The following is a 17910-nucleotide window of genomic DNA, read 5'->3' as shown; positions in this document are numbered from 1 at the left end:
AAAAGATCAACTTGACTTGTGATTATAATTTCACATACCTTGATAGCTATTACAAAAAAATATTGGCTTAGTAAATTCAATAATTAAAGGAGCTAAAAACCACTATGTTTTTATACAAATGTATAATAAACAAGATGATAATTGAATTTAATAACAAGAAATTTAAACTATAAGGGATGCCAAAAATTGTTATTTAAAATGCCAACACACCGATATAGACATTCTATTTTTCCATTTTCATTTAAACCAAAACATCTTGCTTTGGCTTTAGGCTTTTTTTTCACTAATCATTTATATGCCGGAAGCTTAAGTTATGCTGAAGCAGAACAACAAGCTTTAAAAAGTTCATACAGTACTCAAGCCAACCAAGCATTACAGCAAGCATCTCAATTAGAAGCTGAAGCAGTAAAGGGCCTCGGATTACCTAGAGTTGATTTGAATGTCAGAGCCTACGCTTTTCATAGTGAAACAGATGTACCTCTTGGGGCTTTTAAACAAAAACTTGAAAATGATTTAAGCCAAGGACTAAATGACAAACTTTCACAGTGGAGCAATGTCATTCCATCAGATGTGCTGGGACAAGTTCAAGAAGGTGCAAACCAAACCATACATGATGGTATAAATCGCTTTCCTGATTATGCGAATCTGACTATCGAAGATCAGGTGGTACGCCCTTCGATTTCAGTCGTAATGCCACTCTATACAGGCGGCTTAACCAGCAGCGCTAAAAAAATAGCTAATATACAAGCACAGCGCTCTGAGCTTTCAAGCCAACAACAGCAGGATATACAGCGATTTGAAGTAGTACAAAGTTACTTTAATGTGCAATTACAGCAGCAGCTGGTCGCAAGTAGCTTATTTAACTTTAATGCGATGCAAAAACATTACAGCAATGCCCTAAAGCTGGAACAACAAGGATTTATTAGTAAAGGGCAACGCATGCAGTTTGAAGTCGCTCGTAATAATGCAGAACGTACTTTACAAAATACTCAAGCTAACTTAAACGCCAGCCGGTTTAGCCTTAATAACCTTTTACATCAACAAAATAATGTAGATTTAAGTACACCTTTATTTGTAAATAACACTCCAAGCCAGTCTCTAGAATCACTTTTAACCAGTTATTCACAAAAATCTAGCCTTGTACAAAAAATGCAGATGGATACTCAACTGGCTAATGTCAATATTCAAGCTCAACAAGCCGCAAAAAAACCAAGTCTATTTGCATTTGGTGAATATGCGCTTGATGAAAATGAAAACTGGATTGTCGGTGTAATGGCAAAATACAACCTATTCTCTGGGATAGATAAAAATAAGAATATTCACGCCGCCGAATTAAAGCGTTACGCTTCAGAGCTCATGACTGAACGAACTAAACAAGAGATTGAAGCACTTTTGAATAAATCATATAACGAGCTTAACTCTGCTCAACAAAGTCATCAGCTTTTACAAAGAAACGTAAATGCTGCTCAAGAAAACCTACGTATTCAAGAACTTTCTTTTCGTGAAGGAATGGGTACAGCAACCCAAGTGATTGATGCACAAAATGCATTAAGTGCGTTAAAAACTGAAATGGCTTTAAATGCTTATAAATATGTCATGTCACTCGCAACTTTACTGCAAAGTCATGGCTCAATTGACCAGTTTAAAGCTTACGTTAATCAACCACATACCGACTATATTCGTTAAGGGGAGTATAAAATGAATCAAGACTCAGCTCATTCAGAACAAGATTCTCCTGTTGCGGATACAGCAGAAACCACCCAAGTTAAAAAAGATGATCAAGTTAGTGACCATCAAGAATCAAGTACAAATAAAAATGACGCCAATCCTCCTAAAAATTCCAAAATTAAACTGTTTATTGGTTTGATCATCATTGCCTTATTAGGTTTAATTATTTTTGGTTTGTGGAAAAGCTATCAACCGAAACCTATTGAACTACAAGGCCGTGTTGAAGCTGAAACTATTCACGTAAGTACAAAAGTCCCGAGTCGTATTGAAGAAATTTATGTACAAGAAGGCCAGAAAATTTCCAAAGGCCAACCCCTTGTTCGTTTGGTTAGTCCGGAAATAGAAGCTAAAAAGCAACAAGCTTTGGCTACCTTACAATCGGCTTTAGCATTTCAATCTACGGTAGATCGAGGTTCTCAACAAGAAAATATCGATACTCTTTATGCCAACTGGCAAAGCACGAAAGCACAAGCAAACCTTGCAAAAACTACTTACCAACGTGGTGAAAATTTATATAGACAAGGTGTCATTTCACGTCAAAGACGAGATGAAATGCTCGCAGCACAGACCTCTGCTCAAGAATTAAGTGAAGCCTCTTATCAACAATATGCTCGTGCAAAACGTGGAAGCACTAGCCAGCAAAAATCTACAGCAGATGCACAGGTTGAAATTGCAAAAGCTGCGGTAGCTGAAGCAAAAGCTTTAGAGGAAGAAACACGCTTACTCTCTCCGATTTCGGGTACAGTTTCAAAAACTTACGGTAAGCCTTCTGAATTAGTCGCTATGGGTGTGCCTGTTGTTAGCATTTTAGAAGATGATGATTTATGGGTAAGTTTAAACGTGGGTGAAAATCAATATGCCTCTGTTTATAAAAATAAAATCCTTGAAGGATTCATTCCAGCACTTAATCAGAATGTGAATTTTAAAATTAAGAATATAGATGCTGAAGGTGAATTTGCCACCATTAAAACGACTCGCCAAACTGGAGGCTATGATATTCGTAGCTTCAAATTACATCTGGTGCCTGAAAGTCCTGTCAAAGATTTAAAGGTTGGTATGAGTGTTCTATTTAAAATTAAAGAAGAAAAATAAAGCATGTTTGCCAGTATATTACGGGAACTAAACTATCTAAAAAGTAATAAATGGGATTTGTGTATGGTGACACTTATCCCTGCTTTTATCATTTTCATGTTTAGCAGCATGTTTTACGCAGGTAAAGCTGAACACTTACCAATTGCGATTATTGATCAAGACCAAAGTGAACTCAGCCGTAATATTGAAAAGTATCTTTCGTTGAATCATACAGTAGACATTAAAACAATTACGGCAAGCTCTGCTGAGGCTGAACGACTACTCAATGAAACTAAAATATGGGGTTATGTTTTTATTCCAGACGGCGCTGAAAAACGCTTTGTGAAAGCACAAGATGCTCAAATCAGCATTGCATTTAACCAGTCTTTTTTTAGTGTCGGAAATACCATTTCTTCCGCAATGTTGGTCAGTACCCTCAATGCTTTAGCAGACTATGCTGGTCAAAGTTATCTTGTAAATAGTATTCCCTATTTAGATGTTCCTACAGCTCATGTCAAAATCTCAACGCTTTATAATCCAAGTATGAGTTATGAGTTTTATTTAGAACCTTTCATGGTTCCTGCTGTATTGCACTTATTGTTATGTTGCTGTGTTGCCTTTGCTATTGGACAAGAGCTTAAACGTGGCACATTAACAGCATGGGTAAACCGAGAAAGTTTTATTCAAGGCTTACTGGCTAAAAATCTGCTTTATAGCCTTATATTTTGTGCATGGACATGGGTATGGATGTTTTGGCTAGTCGAAATCCGTGGCTGGTTCGTAGCAGGTTCTCTTAGTTTATTATTATGTGCACAGTTTTTACTTTATTTTGCTTACGCTTTGATTAGTAGCACCGTCATTCTTGCAACCAAAAATTTAAGTAAAACTTTTGGCTTTATCGCGGTATATGGTGGGTCTTCTTTAAGTTTCGCAGGCGTTACGCTACCTTTAAATAATGCACCTATTTTCACCAAGTTTTGGTCACTCATTATTCCTTATACCCCTTATGCCAAGCTTCAAACCGAACAATGGGTGATCGGCAGTCCAGTTTTCATTTCAATGATTCCTTTTTTAATACTCATCGGTTATTGCCTGATTTACTTCTTTTTAAGTTGTCTATTGCTTAAAAAATTAGTTCGAGGGGCAACACAATGAAAGAATTCTTTAAGGCTTATGGGCAAACATTTAAAGACATTGTAAGTAATAGCTCAGTTTTCACAACTCTGATTTTATCGGTCATTCTTTATAGCTTTTTTTATCCTACCGCCTATAAAGCTGAGCGTGCAGAATCTATTCCAATTGTGATTGTTGATGAAGAACAAAGCCTCTTAACTTCTCAATTGATTGGCCAAAGTGCAAATAGCCCCCATGTTCATATCGTTACCGTTACCAGCAATTTTTTACAAGCTGAACAAATGGTACGTGAGCAAAAAGCCGATGGTATTTTACTTTTACCAAATAACTTAACCCAAAGCTTACGCAGAGGAGAAACAGGTGGAATCGGCTTATACTTAAGCACAACCAACTTTTTAAAAACTAAAGAAATTGGTTTAGGTCTAGCAACCTCGATAGAAGCTACATTAAAAGAATATATTGAAAAATTTGGACAGCGCACTCATTTCCAGCCAGCGCTTTCTATTCATCAAGTGCCGTTATTTAATCCACTTTCAGGATATGGAAGTTATATTTTTCCGGCTGTGGCATCGTTAATTATTCATCAAACGATTGTGCTAGGTTTGGCAATGTTAATAGCTAGCTATAGTGAGCAACGTGAAAAGATTACAGCTGTTCGCCTCGCTGGAGTTTTCGCAAGTATATTTACGATTGGTTGTTTAGGGTGTTTTTATCTTTTTGGTTTTACCTTGTGGTTCAATGACTATCCACACGGTGGAAATTTTATAGGTCTACTCATTGCCGTTCCAATTTTTATTAGTTGTGTGATTGGATTAGGCATGCTGATCGGTTCACTTTTAGATATGCCGGAACGTGCCGGACATATTATTGTGTTTAGCTCAGTACCTTTATTCTTATTAACCGGAGCTGCTTGGCCTCATCAAGCCATGCCTGAATGGTTACAATGGCTTGCGTGGTGTTTACCTTCCACACATGGGGTACAAATGTTTGTGCAACTTAACCAGATGGGTGTTCCATTAGCCACGGTTGTACCAAAGCTGATTTTTCTTGGGACCCTTGGATTAATATTGGTGAGTTTATCTTATTATCGGCTTTTTTAAAAATCTTCTTCATAAAATAAAAAAGGAAGCTTATGCTTCCTTTTTTATTTAAGTTTTACTTACTCTTCAGAAGCATCTTCATTATTTGATACAACTTCTTCGCTATCAGTTTCAGTAGTATCTACTTCGCCTTCGAGAAACTCTTCTTCATCTTCGACAGCTTCAATAGACACAACACCTACTAGAGTTTCTTCTTCGCTTAAGCGAATTAGGCGTACACCTTGTGCATTACGACCAGTCATCGCAACTTCTGCTGCACGGGTACGAACTAATGTACCGCCATCAGAAATAAGTAACAATTCTTTGGTTTCGTCAATAGACACTGCACCAACAAGCTCACCGTTACGTTCGCTTGTCTTAATCGCAATGACACCCTTACCGCCACGTTTCTTAGTCGGGAAGTCATTTACTGGAGTACGTTTACCGTAACCGTTAGCACTTGCACACAGTACTTCACCTGTTTCAGGTACAACTACAAGCGATACGATACGGCTTACTAAATTTGAATCTGCTGAATCGTCATTGTCATCTGATTCATCATTTTCAACTTCTGCATCTTCTTCACTTAAAGTACTGCTTGCAAAGCTCACGCGCATACCACGAACACCTTTCGCAGTACGGCCCATTGCACGTACGTCAGTCTCAGCAAAACGAATTGCCTTACCTTCGTTCGAGAACAACATGATTTGCTGATTACCATCAGTAATCGCAACACCAATTAAGGTATCTTCTTCATTGAGTTCAATTGCGCGTAAACCATTTGAACGGATATTAGCGAATTGCTCTAAATCAACACGTTTAACCGTACCTGATGCTGTCGCCATAAATACGTAATGGTTTTCTGGGAACTCATTCAACGGCAAGATAGCTGTTACTGTTTCATTCGCATCTAAAGGTAACAAGTTCACAATCGGACGACCTTTGGCACCACGTGATGCTTGAGGCACTTCAAACACACGAAGACGATATACTTTACCTACGTTGGTAAAGCACAGCACAGTCGCATGGTTTGAAGCTACAATGAGATGTTGAATAAAGTCATCATCTTTCATTGAAGTTGCAGACTTACCACGTCCACCACGGCGCTGAGCCTGATAGTCTGAAAGTGGTTGAGTTTTTGCGTAACCTGTTTGTGAAACTGTTAATACAACTTGCTCTTCAGGAATTAAATCTTCACGGCTAAAATCAATACGTGATTCAATAATTTCAGTGCGACGTCCATCACCATACTGTTGTAGTACTAGTGCCAACTCTTCGCGAATTACAGCCATCAATAAATTGAAATCATTCAAAATCGCAGTAAGTTCAGCGATTTGACCTAAGATCTCAGTATATTCTGCATGTAATTTGTCTTGTTCAAGACCAGTTAAACGATGTAAACGTAATTCTAAAATTGCGCCTACTTGTGTTGGTGATAAACGGTAAATTGAATCGGTTAGACCAAATGGACGATTTGGATCTTCACCTTCGATTTCATCTGGACGAACAGAAATTGCGCCAGCTTTTTCAAGTAATGAAACGACACCACCACCTGCCCACTCACCTGCAAGTAAACGCTCACGCGCTTCAGCAGGGTTAGCAGAAGTTTTAATCGTCTCGATAATTTCATCGATATTGGCTAAAGCAACGGTTAAGCCTTCTAAGATATGACCACGTTCACGTGCTTTACGCAGTTCGAACATGGTACGGCGTGTCACAACTTCTTGGCGGTGACGGATAAATGCCGCAATAATATCTTTCAGATTCATCAATTTTGGTTGTCCGTTATCAAGACAAACCATGTTGATGCTGAATGAGTTTTCAAGTTGGGTATTTAAGAATAAGTTATTTACAACGACTTCAGCGTTTTCACCGCGTTTTAAGTCAATTGCAATACGCATACCTTCTTTGTCAGACTCATCACGAAGTTCTGAAATACCTTCAAGTTTTTTCTCTTTCACTAACTCGGCAATACGTTCAATAACTCTTGCTTTGTTTACTTGATATGGAATTTCAGTAAAGACAATCGTTGTACGGCCTGTCTTTTCGTCTTCTTCGAAATGGTACTTACCACGAATATGTAAGCGGCCTTTACCTGTACGGTAGGCATCAACAATACCTGATTTACCGTAAATAATACCGCCTGTAGGGAAGTCAGGACCAGTAATATATTCCATCAATCCTTCAATCGAGATATTCGGATTGTCAGCATAGGCTAAGCACGCATTCACAACTTCTGTCATGTTATGCGGTGCCATGTTGGTTGCCATACCTACGGCAATACCAGCAGCGCCATTAATTAACAAGTTAGGAACACGTGTCGGAAGTACTTCTGGAATACGCTCAGATCCGTCGTAGTTATCTTCCCAGTCAACCGTGTCTTTTTCTAGATCTGCAAGAAGCTCGTGTGCAAGCTTGGTCATACGGACTTCGGTATAACGCATCGCAGCTGCGCTATCACCATCAATCGAACCGAAGTTACCCTGACCATCTACCAATAAATAACGTAAGCTAAAGTCCTGAGCCATACGTACAATGGTTTCATAAACAGCTGAGTCACCATGAGGGTGATATTTACCGATTACGTCCCCAACAACACGCGCAGATTTCTTGTAGGCTTTGTTATAGTCATTGCCCAATTCGTGCATGGCATAAAGCACACGACGGTGAACAGGTTTAAGACCGTCTCTCACATCCGGCAATGCACGAGATACGATTACACTCATCGCGTAATCTAAATATGAATGCTTGAGTTCGTCCTCAATGGCAATCGGTCGGATTTCCGATACGCTCATGCATACTCCTTCTTACAGATAGAAATTTCCATCTGCTTATATGTCTTGATCTTGCAAAAAATTTAGTTCCGGAAACTGAACTAAAATCGAAAAAAATATAGCTGTATACTATAGCATAAAAGCACTGTGTAATGTGCGGAATCTACACCGCTAATCTGGTGATATTTGTATAATTTAATTGCATATTATTCTTATCACATCGCCATAACGAGCATGTTCTATTCTTAATAAAACTATGTGATTTTTATTCTATAAAAATCAAACCTCAAATGAGATAAAAGTCTCAGTTATACATTTCAGATCACTATTCATAATAAAAAACCCCTAGTAAAAACTAGGGGTTTTTTAGCTTTAATCAGTAAAGATTAAAGTTTAGATACCAATTCTGGTACTACAGTGTTCAAATCACCAACTAACCAGTAGTCAGCAACACTGTTGATTGGCGCTTCTTCGTCTTTGTTGATTGCAACAATAACTTTAGAATCTTTCATACCAGCTAAATGCTGGATCGCACCAGAAATACCTACAGCAACATAAAGCTCAGGCGCAACGATTTTACCAGTTTGACCAACTTGGAAATCGTTAGGTACAAAGCCTGCATCAACTGCTGCACGTGAAGCACCTTGTGCTGCACCAAGCTTGTCAGCTAATGGATCAAGTACTTTATGGTAGTTCTCACCAGAACCTACACCACGACCACCAGAAACTACGATGCGAGCCGCAGTTAATTCTGGACGATCAAGCTTAACGATTTCTTCAGATACGAAGTGAGAAATACCCGCATCTTTTACTTCGCCAACTGTTTCAACAGCAGCTGAACCTCCTTCCGCAGCAACTGGATCAAATGCTGTACCACGAACAGTACCAACAATGATTGCTTCGTCAGATTGAACAGTTGCAATCGCGTTACCAGCGTAGATAGGACGCTTGAATGTGTTCGCAGATTCAACAGAAATGATATCTGTGATCATGCTTACATCAAGAAGAGCAGCAACACGTGGAAGAATGTTCTTACCAGTCGTTGTAGAAGCAGCTAAAACGTATTTGTAACCTTTAGCCAAGTCAGCAACTAGGCCAGCTACGTTTTCAGCTAATTGGTTTGCATAAGCAGCGTTGTCAGCAAGTAAAACTTTGCTTACACCAGCAACTTTAGCAGCAGCATCAGCAACTGCTTGAGCACCAGAACCAGCAACTAATACAGTAATATCACCACCGATTTTTTGTGCTGCAGCAACAACGTTTAAAGTAGCACCGTTAAGTACTTGGTTGTTGTGGTCAGCGATAACTAAAATACTCATGATTTTATCCTTCCGTATTAGATCACTTTCGCTTCATTTTTCAATTTTTCAACAAGCTCATCTACAGATTTCACTTGTACGCCAGCTTTACGTTCTGCTGGAGCTTCAACTTTAACAGTTTTAAGCTTAGTACCAGCTGTAACGCCATAATCAGCAGGAGATTTAGTATCAAGTGGCTTCTTACGAGCTTTCATGATGTTAGGCAATGCTGCATAACGTGGCTCGTTCAGACGCAAGTCAGTCGTGATGATTGCAGGAAGTGTAAGTTCAACAGTTTGTAAACCACCGTCAACTTCACGAGTCACTTGTACTTTACCGCCATCAACTTTCACTTCAGAAGCGAATGTACCTTGACCAGCACCTAATAATGCACCAAGCATTTGACCTACTTGGTTAGAGTCATCATCAATTGCTTGTTTACCAAGAAGGATAAGTTCTGGTTTTTCAGCTTCAACAACACCTTTTAAAATTTTAGCAACTTCTAAAGCGCCAATTTCATCAGTAGTTTCAACCAAAATACCACGGTCTGCGCCTAGAGCCATTGCAGAACGGATTTGTTCTTGAGCTTCTTTAGGACCAACAGAAACAACAACGATTTCTGATACTGTTCCTTTTTCTTTTAAGCGAACCGCTTCTTCCACTGCGATTTCACAAAATGGGTTAATTGACATTTTTACGTTGGTAAGGTCAACCCCACTATTGTCCGGCTTAACACGAACTTTAACGTTGGCATCAACCACGCGTTTTACAGCAACAAGAGCCTTCATGTAATCCTCGGCTGTTCTAGCAAAAGTAAATGTTGAGAAAAGTATATTAACTCTTCAATTAAAATTTTTTAGGTACCCTATCTTGCAATGTGTTTGGCATTTCGGTCAAGTCACAATTTTCTGGAACAGCACAAAAAAAATGAAACCATCAGTTCATAAAAAAATTTTAGACTGCCATGAGGGTCTATTTTATTCTTTTTAAACTGTATTTTATACATTGATTTTTATTATCTTTTTATCTTATTTAGCATATTAGCTAGAAACATAACATTACTTTTAAAAACCATAAATCTGACGTTTTTTAGACCCAGTCGTCCACAAAATACCCAAAGATCAAAATGGTCAATTTGGCTGTTTTGACTATTTCTCTTAAACAAATTTGTAAAAAAATACAAATGATCTCTACATTCACCTAAAACTTATCAATTTAATTATCTATTTATTGAGTCTATTTTTAAATTTTAGTTTTTATGTGCCCTTGGATGAGCTTGATCATACACTTGTGCCAAATGATCGAAATCAATATGCGTATAAATTTGTGTCGTAGATAAATTACTATGGCCTAGCATTTCTTGTACTGAACGCAAATCACCGCTACTCGATAGCATATGGCTAGCAAAACAATGTCTGAGTAAATGCGGATGTAAATCGACATTTACACCTGCCCTTTGTGCTTGAAGCTTCACACGTTTTTCAATTTGCCTTGGAGTGAGCGTCCCTCCTCGTAAGGAAATAAAGACAGAATCATTTTGATCAAAATGTCCTTTCCAAATTTTATAAACTTTCAACCAGTTCAATAGACTTTCTTTTGCTTTTTTCCCAAATGGTACTATACGTGTTTTATTTCCTTTACCTGTAATACGAACAAGTTGGCGATTAAAATCTACATCTTTAACAGTTAATCCCTGCAATTCAGCCAGACGTAAACCACTTGAGTAAAGTAACTCGAGCATCGCTTTGTCTCTTAACCAAAGCTGCTGATCAATTGGTTTTTCAGGCATAGGTTGATCTAAAATTTGATTAACTGTTTCTATGTCGATCATGCCTGGTAAAGGTCTAGGTTGGCGTTTTAACTTAAAATCGTCAGTAGGATTAATTTCTAGATATTTGCCTTGTTCAGCCCACTTCATAAACTGGCGAATTGAAGTGAGATGGCGTTGCATACTACTTGAACTTAACTGGTCCTGTTCGACACGCTGCGCTAAGTACTCTCTTAAATCTGAAGCTTCAATATTTCTCAAATCTAGTTGTTTGTGCTCGCAGAACTCAAGAAAGCTTTTAACATCTCGTTCATAAGCATTAATCGTGTGCTCAGATTGATTCTGTATTTTTCTTTCTTTTAACCACATTGAGAGCAGTTGTAATGCAAAATCCAAATTGCTCTCCATTTATTTGCTCATTTTTTTGAGTGTACCAAAAACTATGTGATCATGAAAATTTGATATCGCACAACCTAATGCTGATCTAATTTATATATTACAATTTAAACCAAGTATTCATTGGACCATGCCGCCATGACCACCATACTCATCCCTTATTTAATTGCGATTACCTTACTTACACTGACCCCGGGTCTGGATACGACTTTAATTATTCGTACAGCAACACTTGAAGGTAAATCGAAAGCGTTTCAAACAGCGGTCGGCATTAGCCTTGGCTGTATTGTATGGGGAATTGTGGTTGCCTGTGGTCTAGGTGCTTTGCTCATGGCATCTGATCTCGCTTTTAATATTCTAAAATGGATGGGAGCAGCTTATCTAGCATGGTTAGGTTTAAATATGATTTTAAAACCACGTAGCCAGCTTGCAAACATGCAAGAAAGCAACTCAAATGTCCCCTCTTCACAGAATTGGTTTATTAAGGGTTTTTTGGGTAATTTACTTAATCCCAAAGTTGGTATTTTTTATATTTCATTTCTTCCACAGTTTATTCCACCACAAGCATCGGCAGTTACTTGGGTGATGGGACTGGTAATGATTCATGTGGTGATTGGAATGCTATGGTCAACTTTATTAATTTTGGCTATGCAGCCACTGTCACGTTATCTTAAGCAACCTAAATTTGTGAAATATATGGACCGAATTACTGGCAGTATTTTTGTGTTGTTTGCTTTGAAATTAGCTTTGAGTAAAAGATAATTAAATCAAATATTATTGTACATATAAAAGAAAGCCTCTTTTATCACTTTAGCTGATGAAAAGAGGCTTCTATTTAGGTAATGCTATTAACCTTGAAAATAACGTAAATCCAAACGCCCATCATATACATGAGTTGTTGGACCAGTCATCCAAACCACATCGCCTTCTTGCCATTCAATTTGTAACTTACCGCCAGCAAGTTCAACTTCAACTGAGTTCGCAAGTAAGCCACGGCGCATACCACTTACCGCAGCAGCACAAGCACCTGTACCACATGCAAGTGTTTCACCAACACCACGCTCAAATACACGTAAGCGAACATGTTTTTCATCAATTACTTGCATAAAGCCAGCATTAACACGTTCAGGGAAACGTTTATGTGACTCAACTTGTGGACCAATGCCAGCAACATCTGCAGTTAATACATCTGGAACAATAGTGACAGCGTGAGGATTGCCCATATTGACCACATCAATATTAATGTTCTGGTCGTTAGCTAACTCAAGTGTATATAAAGCTTCTGGTTGTTCTGCAATGAATGGAATTTCATTCGGCAAAAATTTCGGGTAGCCCATATTGACGCGAACCCAACCATTTTGTCCCAATTCAGGTTTTACAATACCTGCTTTGGTTTGGACAGTAATACTTGTTTTGGTTGTTAAATGGCGCTCATGTACAAAACGAGCAAAACAGCGTACACCATTACCACATTGTTCAACTTCAGAACCATCTGCATTAAAAATACGATATTTAAAATCTGCTTCCGGTAAATCTGGCGGTTCAACAATTAAAAGCTGATCAAAACCAATGCCAAAATGACGATCGGCTAAGCGTTGAATTGTTTCTGTATCCAAATAGGCACGTTGGCTGATTAGATCAACCACCATAAAGTCATTGCCTAGGCCATGCATTTTAGTAAATTCTAACAACATTTCATTTACTCCTCAGGCAATAAGCGTTCATTTTCCCAAAGGGATTCAACCGTTTCACGCTCACGAATCAAATGGGCTTTATCGCCTGATACCATCACTTCTGCAGCACGGCCACGTGTATTGTAATTTGAACTCATTACAAAACCATAAGCGCCAGCGCCAAGAACAGCTAACAAGTCATTTTCTTTTAAAGCCAATGAACGATCTTTACCAATGAAGTCACCTGTTTCACAGATTGCTCCAACGAGATCCCAAGTTTTTTCTTCAGTATCTGAACTTGGCACTACAGGTTGGATATCCATCCAAGCTTCATATAAAGCAGGGCGAATTAAATCATTCATTGCTGCATCAATAATGGCAAAGTTACGGTGGCTCGTTGGCTTGAGCAAATCAACTTTAGTTAAAAGCACACCTGCATTTGCACTAATACTACGACCTGGTTCCATATAAACCTTGAGACCTAATTTTTCTAAAGCAGGTTTCATTGAGTTGGCATATTCTTCAACACTTGGTGGTGTTTCATCTTTATAACAAACACCCAAACCACCACCAATATCGATGTGTTTAAGAGTAATACCAAGTTTTTTCAATTCTTCGATCATTAACATGACACGATCTAAAGCGTCAACAAACGGTTTAGTCTCGGTCAATTGCGAACCAATGTGGCAGTCAATTCCAATGATTTCAAGGTTTGGCAAAGATGCAGCATATTGATAAGTTTCATAAACGGTATCACTTGGAATACCAAATTTATTTTCTTTTAAACCTGTTGAAATATAAGGATGAGTTTTTGCATCTACGTCTGGATTTACACGTAAAGAAATTGGCGCTTTTTTGCCTATACGAGCTGCAACCTTTTGAAGACGGTCTAGTTCTGCATAAGACTCAACGTTAAAGCAAGCAATGCCTACATTTAACGATGTTTCGATATCGGCTTCGGTTTTACCCAAACCAGAAAAAACAACTTTAGATGCATCTCCCCCCGCTTTTAAAACGCGTGCAAGTTCACCACCTGATACGATATCAAAACCAGCACCAAGTTTTGCCAACACATTAAGAACAGCTATATTTGAGTTAGATTTCACCGCAAAACAGATTTGATGATCAATAAAATCAAAAGCACGGTCCATATCTAAGTAATGTTTTTCAAAAGCTGCTTTTGAATAAACATACAAAGGGGTGCCAAATTGCTGCGCAAGCTGCTCCATAGAACATTGCTCTGCATGCAATACTCCATTAATGCGAGTGAAACTCATGAATGTGTCCTTATTTCAAAGCTTAAGGTGAAGTTGTTTGGGTTGGGGCTGATGATTCAACTGGCTGTTCAGCCTGCTCATCCTGTTGAACAACTTGTTTCTGTTCTTTATTACGATAGAGCAAGTATTTCGCACGTTTGTCATAATTCGGATCAGAAGGTAGCTGTAATGCTCCTGACTGACCACAAGCGCTAAGCAAAATACTGCTGCTCAATAAACTGATGAGGCAAATGACACGACGCATCTGAGCACCTGATTTAAACAATTCGATGCAGTATACCGTGATCATGCAGGCGGCTAAAGAGTAAACTTAAAGAGAAAAACAATATGCATAAAAAACGCCAGCTTTTCAGCCGGCGTTTGATCATAACCAAATAAATTTAATTACTTTTTATGACGTGGTTTATAGAAGAAGAAATAACCAATGATCAAGATAACAAACCAAATTGGGCTGACTTTCAGCGCTTTGAACGTATCTGGTTCTAAAGACAGCACATAAATCATGCCAATAAAGAAAATAATCGTGATCCAACATGTAAATAAGCCACCTGGCAATTTAAATGTTGATTTTGCATGTAGCTCAGGACGCGTAGTGTAGTAACGGATATAACTCCAGATAATGAGTAACCACACGCAAATGAACAGAATCGTTGAAAGCGTTGTTGCAAGTGTAAATGCCTCAACTGTATTTGGTACAAAATACTGTAATGCCGCACCTAACAATAAACATGCCGCAGAGAAATACAATGCATTTGCCGGTACCGCACGTCTGTTCAATTTACCAAAAGCTTTTGGACCCTGATCTTCACGAGATAAACCAAATAACATACGGCTTGTTGAGAAGACACCACTGTTCATTGATGACATCACTGATGACAATACCACCAAGTTCATCAAAATCGCTGCTGCTGCCACACCTGCTTGACTAAACAAGTTTACAAATGGACTGATCGCTGGATCAATTTTATTCCAAGGTGTTACAGACATCACAATCAACAATGCCAATACGTAGAAAATAATGATACGGATTGGAATTGAGTTAATTGCTTTTGGTAAGTTACGTGCTGGATCTTTCGTTTCCGCAGCCGTTGTTCCCACAAGTTCCACACCAACAAAAGCAAAGATTGCAATCTGGAAGCCTGCCAAGAAACCATGTACACCTGTTGGGAAGAAGCCACCGTTAGCCCAAAGATGAGTAAATGATGCAACTTCACCTGTACTTGAGGTAAAGCCTGTAAAGATCATCCATAGACCCACAGCGATTAAAATAATAATCGCAAGAATCTTAATGAGCGCAAACCAGAACTCTAACTCACCAAATAGACGTACGGTTAATAGGTTTAAACCCATAATAAATACAATCGCGGCAACACTGATCATCGCCCCTTCGACAGGCGAGAAAGGTAAACCATTATTGAAGAACTGTAAGTAGTAGATAATTGCAGAGAGGTCAGCGATACCAATCGTGATCCAACATAACCAGTACGTCCACCCTACAAAATAACCTGCCCATGGACCGATTAAATCTGTTGTGAAGTCAATAAATGATTTATAGGCAAGGTTTGAAAGAAGTAATTCGCCAAGCGCACGCATGACAAAAAACACCATCACACCAATAATCAAATAAATGAATAAGATCGACGGACCAGCAAGGCTAATTGTTTTGCCTGATCCCATAAATAATCCGGTCCCAATTGCACCACCAATCGCGATCAGCTGTAAATGCCGATTGGAGAGGCTTCGATGGAGCTCACCTTGTTCATGAGGCTCGCTCAGATTTTGATTCGACATTTGATAAATACACTCCAGTAATTTTTTTAGTCCGTTAGCTAAATTCAAATCAAAAAGACGATATCGCACCATTTGCAGGTATCTTTTAAATGTATATTTTTTGACAACTTTTCAGCTAACCAATTTTGTCTGTATTGCTGATGATTCCAAGCTACATACAATTAGGGCCGATAATACGCACAAGCCCACTGCAATACAACGGACTCTCAAGTCAACTTTTGTCGTACTTGCTTAACTTTCGCATATATAAAAAGGCTACCAGTGAGGTAGCCTTTTCAATTAAGGATCAAGAAATAAATTTATCTTTTGAAAATTTACTTTTGCTTATTCTTCAGTTTTTCTTCCCAGAATGTCGCATTTTTAATTCCTAATTTAACAGGGTCAAATGTGTACTCTGTTACTCCAGCTTTTTGCTGCGCTTCATAATCTTTAAGAGCTTTAATTGTTGGCTTCCATACAAAATAAGTCACAATAATTCCGACAATATTAATCCATGCCATTAAACCGACACCAATATCACCAATACCCCATATATAACCGGTTGCACTTAAAACCCCATAAGATACAGAGAGAATAATAAAGCACTTCGTCACAAATAATAACGATGGAGATTTAGTAATATAGCTTAGATAAGTAATGTTAGTTTCAGCAATATAGTAATACGCAACAATCGTTGTAAAAGCGAAGAAGAACACAGCCAACGCCACGAAGATTTGGCCAAAATTACCAAACATTGTACTCACTGCCATTTGGGTAAAAGCAGGAGAACCTATTTCTACAGTAGCTCCAACATTTTGTACAATAAATTGACCAGCTTCTAATGTACCTTGTACGTTATACATACCTGTAATTAAAATCATAAATGCTGTTGCAGAGCAGACGAATAATGTATCGACATAAATCGAGAATGCCTGTACAAAACCTTGTTGAGCTGGATGTTGCACTTCCGCTGCGGCTGCTGCGTGTGGCCCCGTTCCTTGCCCTGCCTCATTTGAATAAACACCACGTTTTACCCCCCAGCCAATCGCAGCACCAAGACCTGCCATAGGAGAAAAAGCATCTTCAAAAATTAATTTGATTACACCAGGTAGCTCGTGAATATTCGCAATAACAATAACAACAGCCATTAGAATATAACCAGCTGCCATAAAAGGAACAACGAATTCAGCAAAACGTGCAATCCGTTTAATCCCACCAAAAATAATGATAGCGAGTAAACCAACAATCACCACAAGTGCTACAATTTTAAACAGACCAATATCACCAAAAATAATTGCCCCTTCACCTGTAATTTGTGTAAATGCCTTACCTACTGCATTTGCTTGAATTCCCGGTAAGAACAAACCACAAGAAATAATTGCTGCTATAGCAAATACGATGCCTAACCAACGCTGTCCTAGCCCTCTGTCAAAATAAAAAGCAGGGCCACCACGATATTGCCCTTGATATTCGACTTTATAGATTTGACCTAAAGTTGATTCTACATATGCCGTGCTTGCTCCTAAAAATGCAACCAACCACATCCAAAAGACAGCACCGGGCCCACCAAAGCCAATTGCTGCCGCTACACCCGCAATATTACCTACGCCTACTCGTCCCGATAATGAAACAGCTAAGGCTTGAAATGATGAAATCCCCTGTTCTGAAGAAGTACCTTTTATTAATAGTCTGGCCATTTCCTTCATTTGACGCACTTGAACAAATCTTGTCAAAATAGAAAAAAATAAACCCGCGCCTAAGCACAGGTAAATAAGTGCCTTACTCCAAATAATGCCATTAATCCAATCAACAATTTCTGCTGCACTCATAGATATCAACCTTTTGTATTTTTAAAATACAATACTCATATTATTTTGTTCGTTTTCACTTCAGCAATATCCATGCCATATCTATAATAAACAGCTAGATACATACTCCAGTA

At 38.5% G+C, this 17910-nt stretch carries 14 protein-coding genes; 5 read left to right on the top strand and 9 right to left on the bottom strand.

The genetic code is table 11. The features are described from left to right. The first annotated feature begins 198 nt into the window (after window positions 1–198). Genes F928_RS06070 through ybhR form a run of 4 tightly spaced genes read left to right on the top strand, consistent with a single transcriptional unit; the run spans window position 199 to window position 5033 of the window. A complete protein-coding gene (locus F928_RS06070) occupies window positions 199–1686 on the top strand; it encodes a TolC family protein (protein WP_005073068.1) in 1488 nt (495 codons plus the stop codon). 12 nt (window positions 1687–1698) lie between these two features. Next, window positions 1699–2820 (top strand): HlyD family secretion protein, encoded by a 1122-nt coding sequence (locus F928_RS06065; RefSeq protein WP_002118647.1) that lies wholly within the window; start codon window positions 1699–1701, stop codon window positions 2818–2820. Between the two features lie 3 nt (window positions 2821–2823). After that, on the top strand, window positions 2824–3954 hold the full coding sequence (locus F928_RS06060) for an ABC transporter permease (protein WP_174435331.1): 1131 nt from the start codon (window positions 2824–2826) through the stop codon (window positions 3952–3954). Beyond that, on the top strand, window positions 3951–5033 hold the full coding sequence (gene ybhR, locus F928_RS06055) for an A1S_2622 family ABC transporter permease subunit (protein WP_005073063.1): 1083 nt from the start codon (window positions 3951–3953) through the stop codon (window positions 5031–5033). The genes F928_RS06060 and ybhR overlap by 4 nt, the downstream gene beginning before the upstream one ends. Before the next feature lie 59 nt (window positions 5034–5092). On the opposite strand, the gene gyrA is transcribed toward ybhR, so the two are convergent. The 4 genes from gyrA to xerA all read right to left on the bottom strand — a co-directional run bounded on the left by gyrA (window position 5093) and on the right by xerA (window position 11221). Further along, window positions 5093–7807, bottom strand: a complete 2715-nt coding sequence (gene gyrA, locus F928_RS06050) for a DNA gyrase subunit A (protein WP_002118662.1) — start codon at window positions 7805–7807, stop codon at window positions 5093–5095. A 365-nt stretch (window positions 7808–8172) separates the two neighbouring features. Further along, the gene (locus F928_RS06045) at window positions 8173–9105 is read right to left on the bottom strand and encodes an electron transfer flavoprotein subunit alpha/FixB family protein (RefSeq protein WP_002118921.1); all 933 of its coding nucleotides are present in this window, start codon (window positions 9103–9105) and stop codon (window positions 8173–8175) included. A 17-nt stretch (window positions 9106–9122) separates the two neighbouring features. Then, window positions 9123–9872, bottom strand: a complete 750-nt coding sequence (gene etfB, locus F928_RS06040) for an electron transfer flavoprotein subunit beta/FixA family protein (RefSeq protein ID WP_002118903.1) — start codon at window positions 9870–9872, stop codon at window positions 9123–9125. Window positions 9873–10333: 461 nt separating this feature from the next. Continuing rightward, on the bottom strand, window positions 10334–11221 hold the full coding sequence (xerA, locus tag F928_RS06035) for a site-specific tyrosine recombinase/integron integrase (protein WP_080632657.1): 888 nt from the start codon (window positions 11219–11221) through the stop codon (window positions 10334–10336). Between the two features lie 165 nt (window positions 11222–11386). Here xerA and yrhP point away from each other — a divergent pair, with 165 nt between their 5' ends. After that, window positions 11387–12010 carry a LysE family translocator gene (gene yrhP, locus F928_RS06030; RefSeq protein ID WP_002118658.1) on the top strand — a complete coding sequence of 208 codons (624 nt, stop codon included), beginning with the start codon at window positions 11387–11389 and terminating at the stop codon, window positions 12008–12010. Between the two features lie 86 nt (window positions 12011–12096). On the opposite strand, the gene dapF is transcribed toward yrhP, so the two are convergent. The 5 genes from dapF to acp all read right to left on the bottom strand — a co-directional run bounded on the left by dapF (window position 12097) and on the right by acp (window position 17797). After that, the gene (gene dapF, locus F928_RS06025; protein ID WP_002118553.1) at window positions 12097–12942 is read right to left on the bottom strand and encodes a diaminopimelate epimerase; all 846 of its coding nucleotides are present in this window, start codon (window positions 12940–12942) and stop codon (window positions 12097–12099) included. Window positions 12943–12947: 5 nt separating this feature from the next. Beyond that, window positions 12948–14198, bottom strand: coding sequence for a diaminopimelate decarboxylase (lysA, locus tag F928_RS06020; RefSeq protein WP_002118492.1), 1251 nt, complete (start codon window positions 14196–14198; stop codon window positions 12948–12950). Window positions 14199–14220: 22 nt separating this feature from the next. After that, window positions 14221–14442, bottom strand: coding sequence for an LPS translocon maturation chaperone LptM (gene lptM, locus F928_RS06015; protein WP_002118887.1), 222 nt, complete (start codon window positions 14440–14442; stop codon window positions 14221–14223). A 140-nt stretch (window positions 14443–14582) separates the two neighbouring features. Next, on the bottom strand, window positions 14583–15989 hold the full coding sequence (locus tag F928_RS06010; protein ID WP_014207418.1) for an amino acid permease: 1407 nt from the start codon (window positions 15987–15989) through the stop codon (window positions 14583–14585). Window positions 15990–16303: 314 nt separating this feature from the next. Continuing rightward, the gene (gene acp / locus F928_RS06005) at window positions 16304–17797 is read right to left on the bottom strand and encodes an alanine/glycine:cation symporter family protein (RefSeq protein ID WP_005073055.1); all 1494 of its coding nucleotides are present in this window, start codon (window positions 17795–17797) and stop codon (window positions 16304–16306) included. Window positions 17798–17910: the final 113 nt, after the last annotated feature.

The organism is Acinetobacter pittii ATCC 19004 = CIP 70.29, assembly GCF_000369045.1.
Classification (GTDB): Bacteria; Pseudomonadota; Gammaproteobacteria; order Pseudomonadales; family Moraxellaceae; genus Acinetobacter; species Acinetobacter pittii.
The sequence above is the reverse complement of the archived record's forward strand: the minus strand, read 5'-3'. Positions and strand labels throughout refer to the sequence as shown.

What these genes read in the sequence shown, in the direction of transcription:
- F928_RS06045 (WP_002118921.1), bottom strand. Translation starts at nt 9,105, where the DNA reads ATGAGTATTTTAGTTATCGCTGACCACAACAACCAAGTACTTAACGGT.
- gyrA (WP_002118662.1), bottom strand. Translation starts at nt 7,807, where the DNA reads ATGAGCGTATCGGAAATCCGACCGATTGCCATTGAGGACGAACTCAAG.
- F928_RS06065 (WP_002118647.1), top strand. Translation starts at nt 1,699, where the DNA reads ATGAATCAAGACTCAGCTCATTCAGAACAAGATTCTCCTGTTGCGGAT.
- lysA (WP_002118492.1), bottom strand. Translation starts at nt 14,198, where the DNA reads ATGAGTTTCACTCGCATTAATGGAGTATTGCATGCAGAGCAATGTTCT.
- dapF (WP_002118553.1), bottom strand. Translation starts at nt 12,942, where the DNA reads ATGTTGTTAGAATTTACTAAAATGCATGGCCTAGGCAATGACTTTATG.
- F928_RS06060 (WP_174435331.1), top strand. Translation starts at nt 2,824, where the DNA reads ATGTTTGCCAGTATATTACGGGAACTAAACTATCTAAAAAGTAATAAA.
- etfB (WP_002118903.1), bottom strand. Translation starts at nt 9,872, where the DNA reads ATGAAGGCTCTTGTTGCTGTAAAACGCGTGGTTGATGCCAACGTTAAA.
- F928_RS06070 (WP_005073068.1), top strand. Translation starts at nt 199, where the DNA reads ATGCCAACACACCGATATAGACATTCTATTTTTCCATTTTCATTTAAA.
- F928_RS06010 (WP_014207418.1), bottom strand. Translation starts at nt 15,989, where the DNA reads ATGTCGAATCAAAATCTGAGCGAGCCTCATGAACAAGGTGAGCTCCAT.
- yrhP (WP_002118658.1), top strand. Translation starts at nt 11,387, where the DNA reads ATGACCACCATACTCATCCCTTATTTAATTGCGATTACCTTACTTACA.
- xerA (WP_080632657.1), bottom strand. Translation starts at nt 11,221, where the DNA reads ATGTGGTTAAAAGAAAGAAAAATACAGAATCAATCTGAGCACACGATT.
- ybhR (WP_005073063.1), top strand. Translation starts at nt 3,951, where the DNA reads ATGAAAGAATTCTTTAAGGCTTATGGGCAAACATTTAAAGACATTGTA.
- acp (WP_005073055.1), bottom strand. Translation starts at nt 17,797, where the DNA reads ATGAGTGCAGCAGAAATTGTTGATTGGATTAATGGCATTATTTGGAGT.
- lptM (WP_002118887.1), bottom strand. Translation starts at nt 14,442, where the DNA reads ATGCGTCGTGTCATTTGCCTCATCAGTTTATTGAGCAGCAGTATTTTG.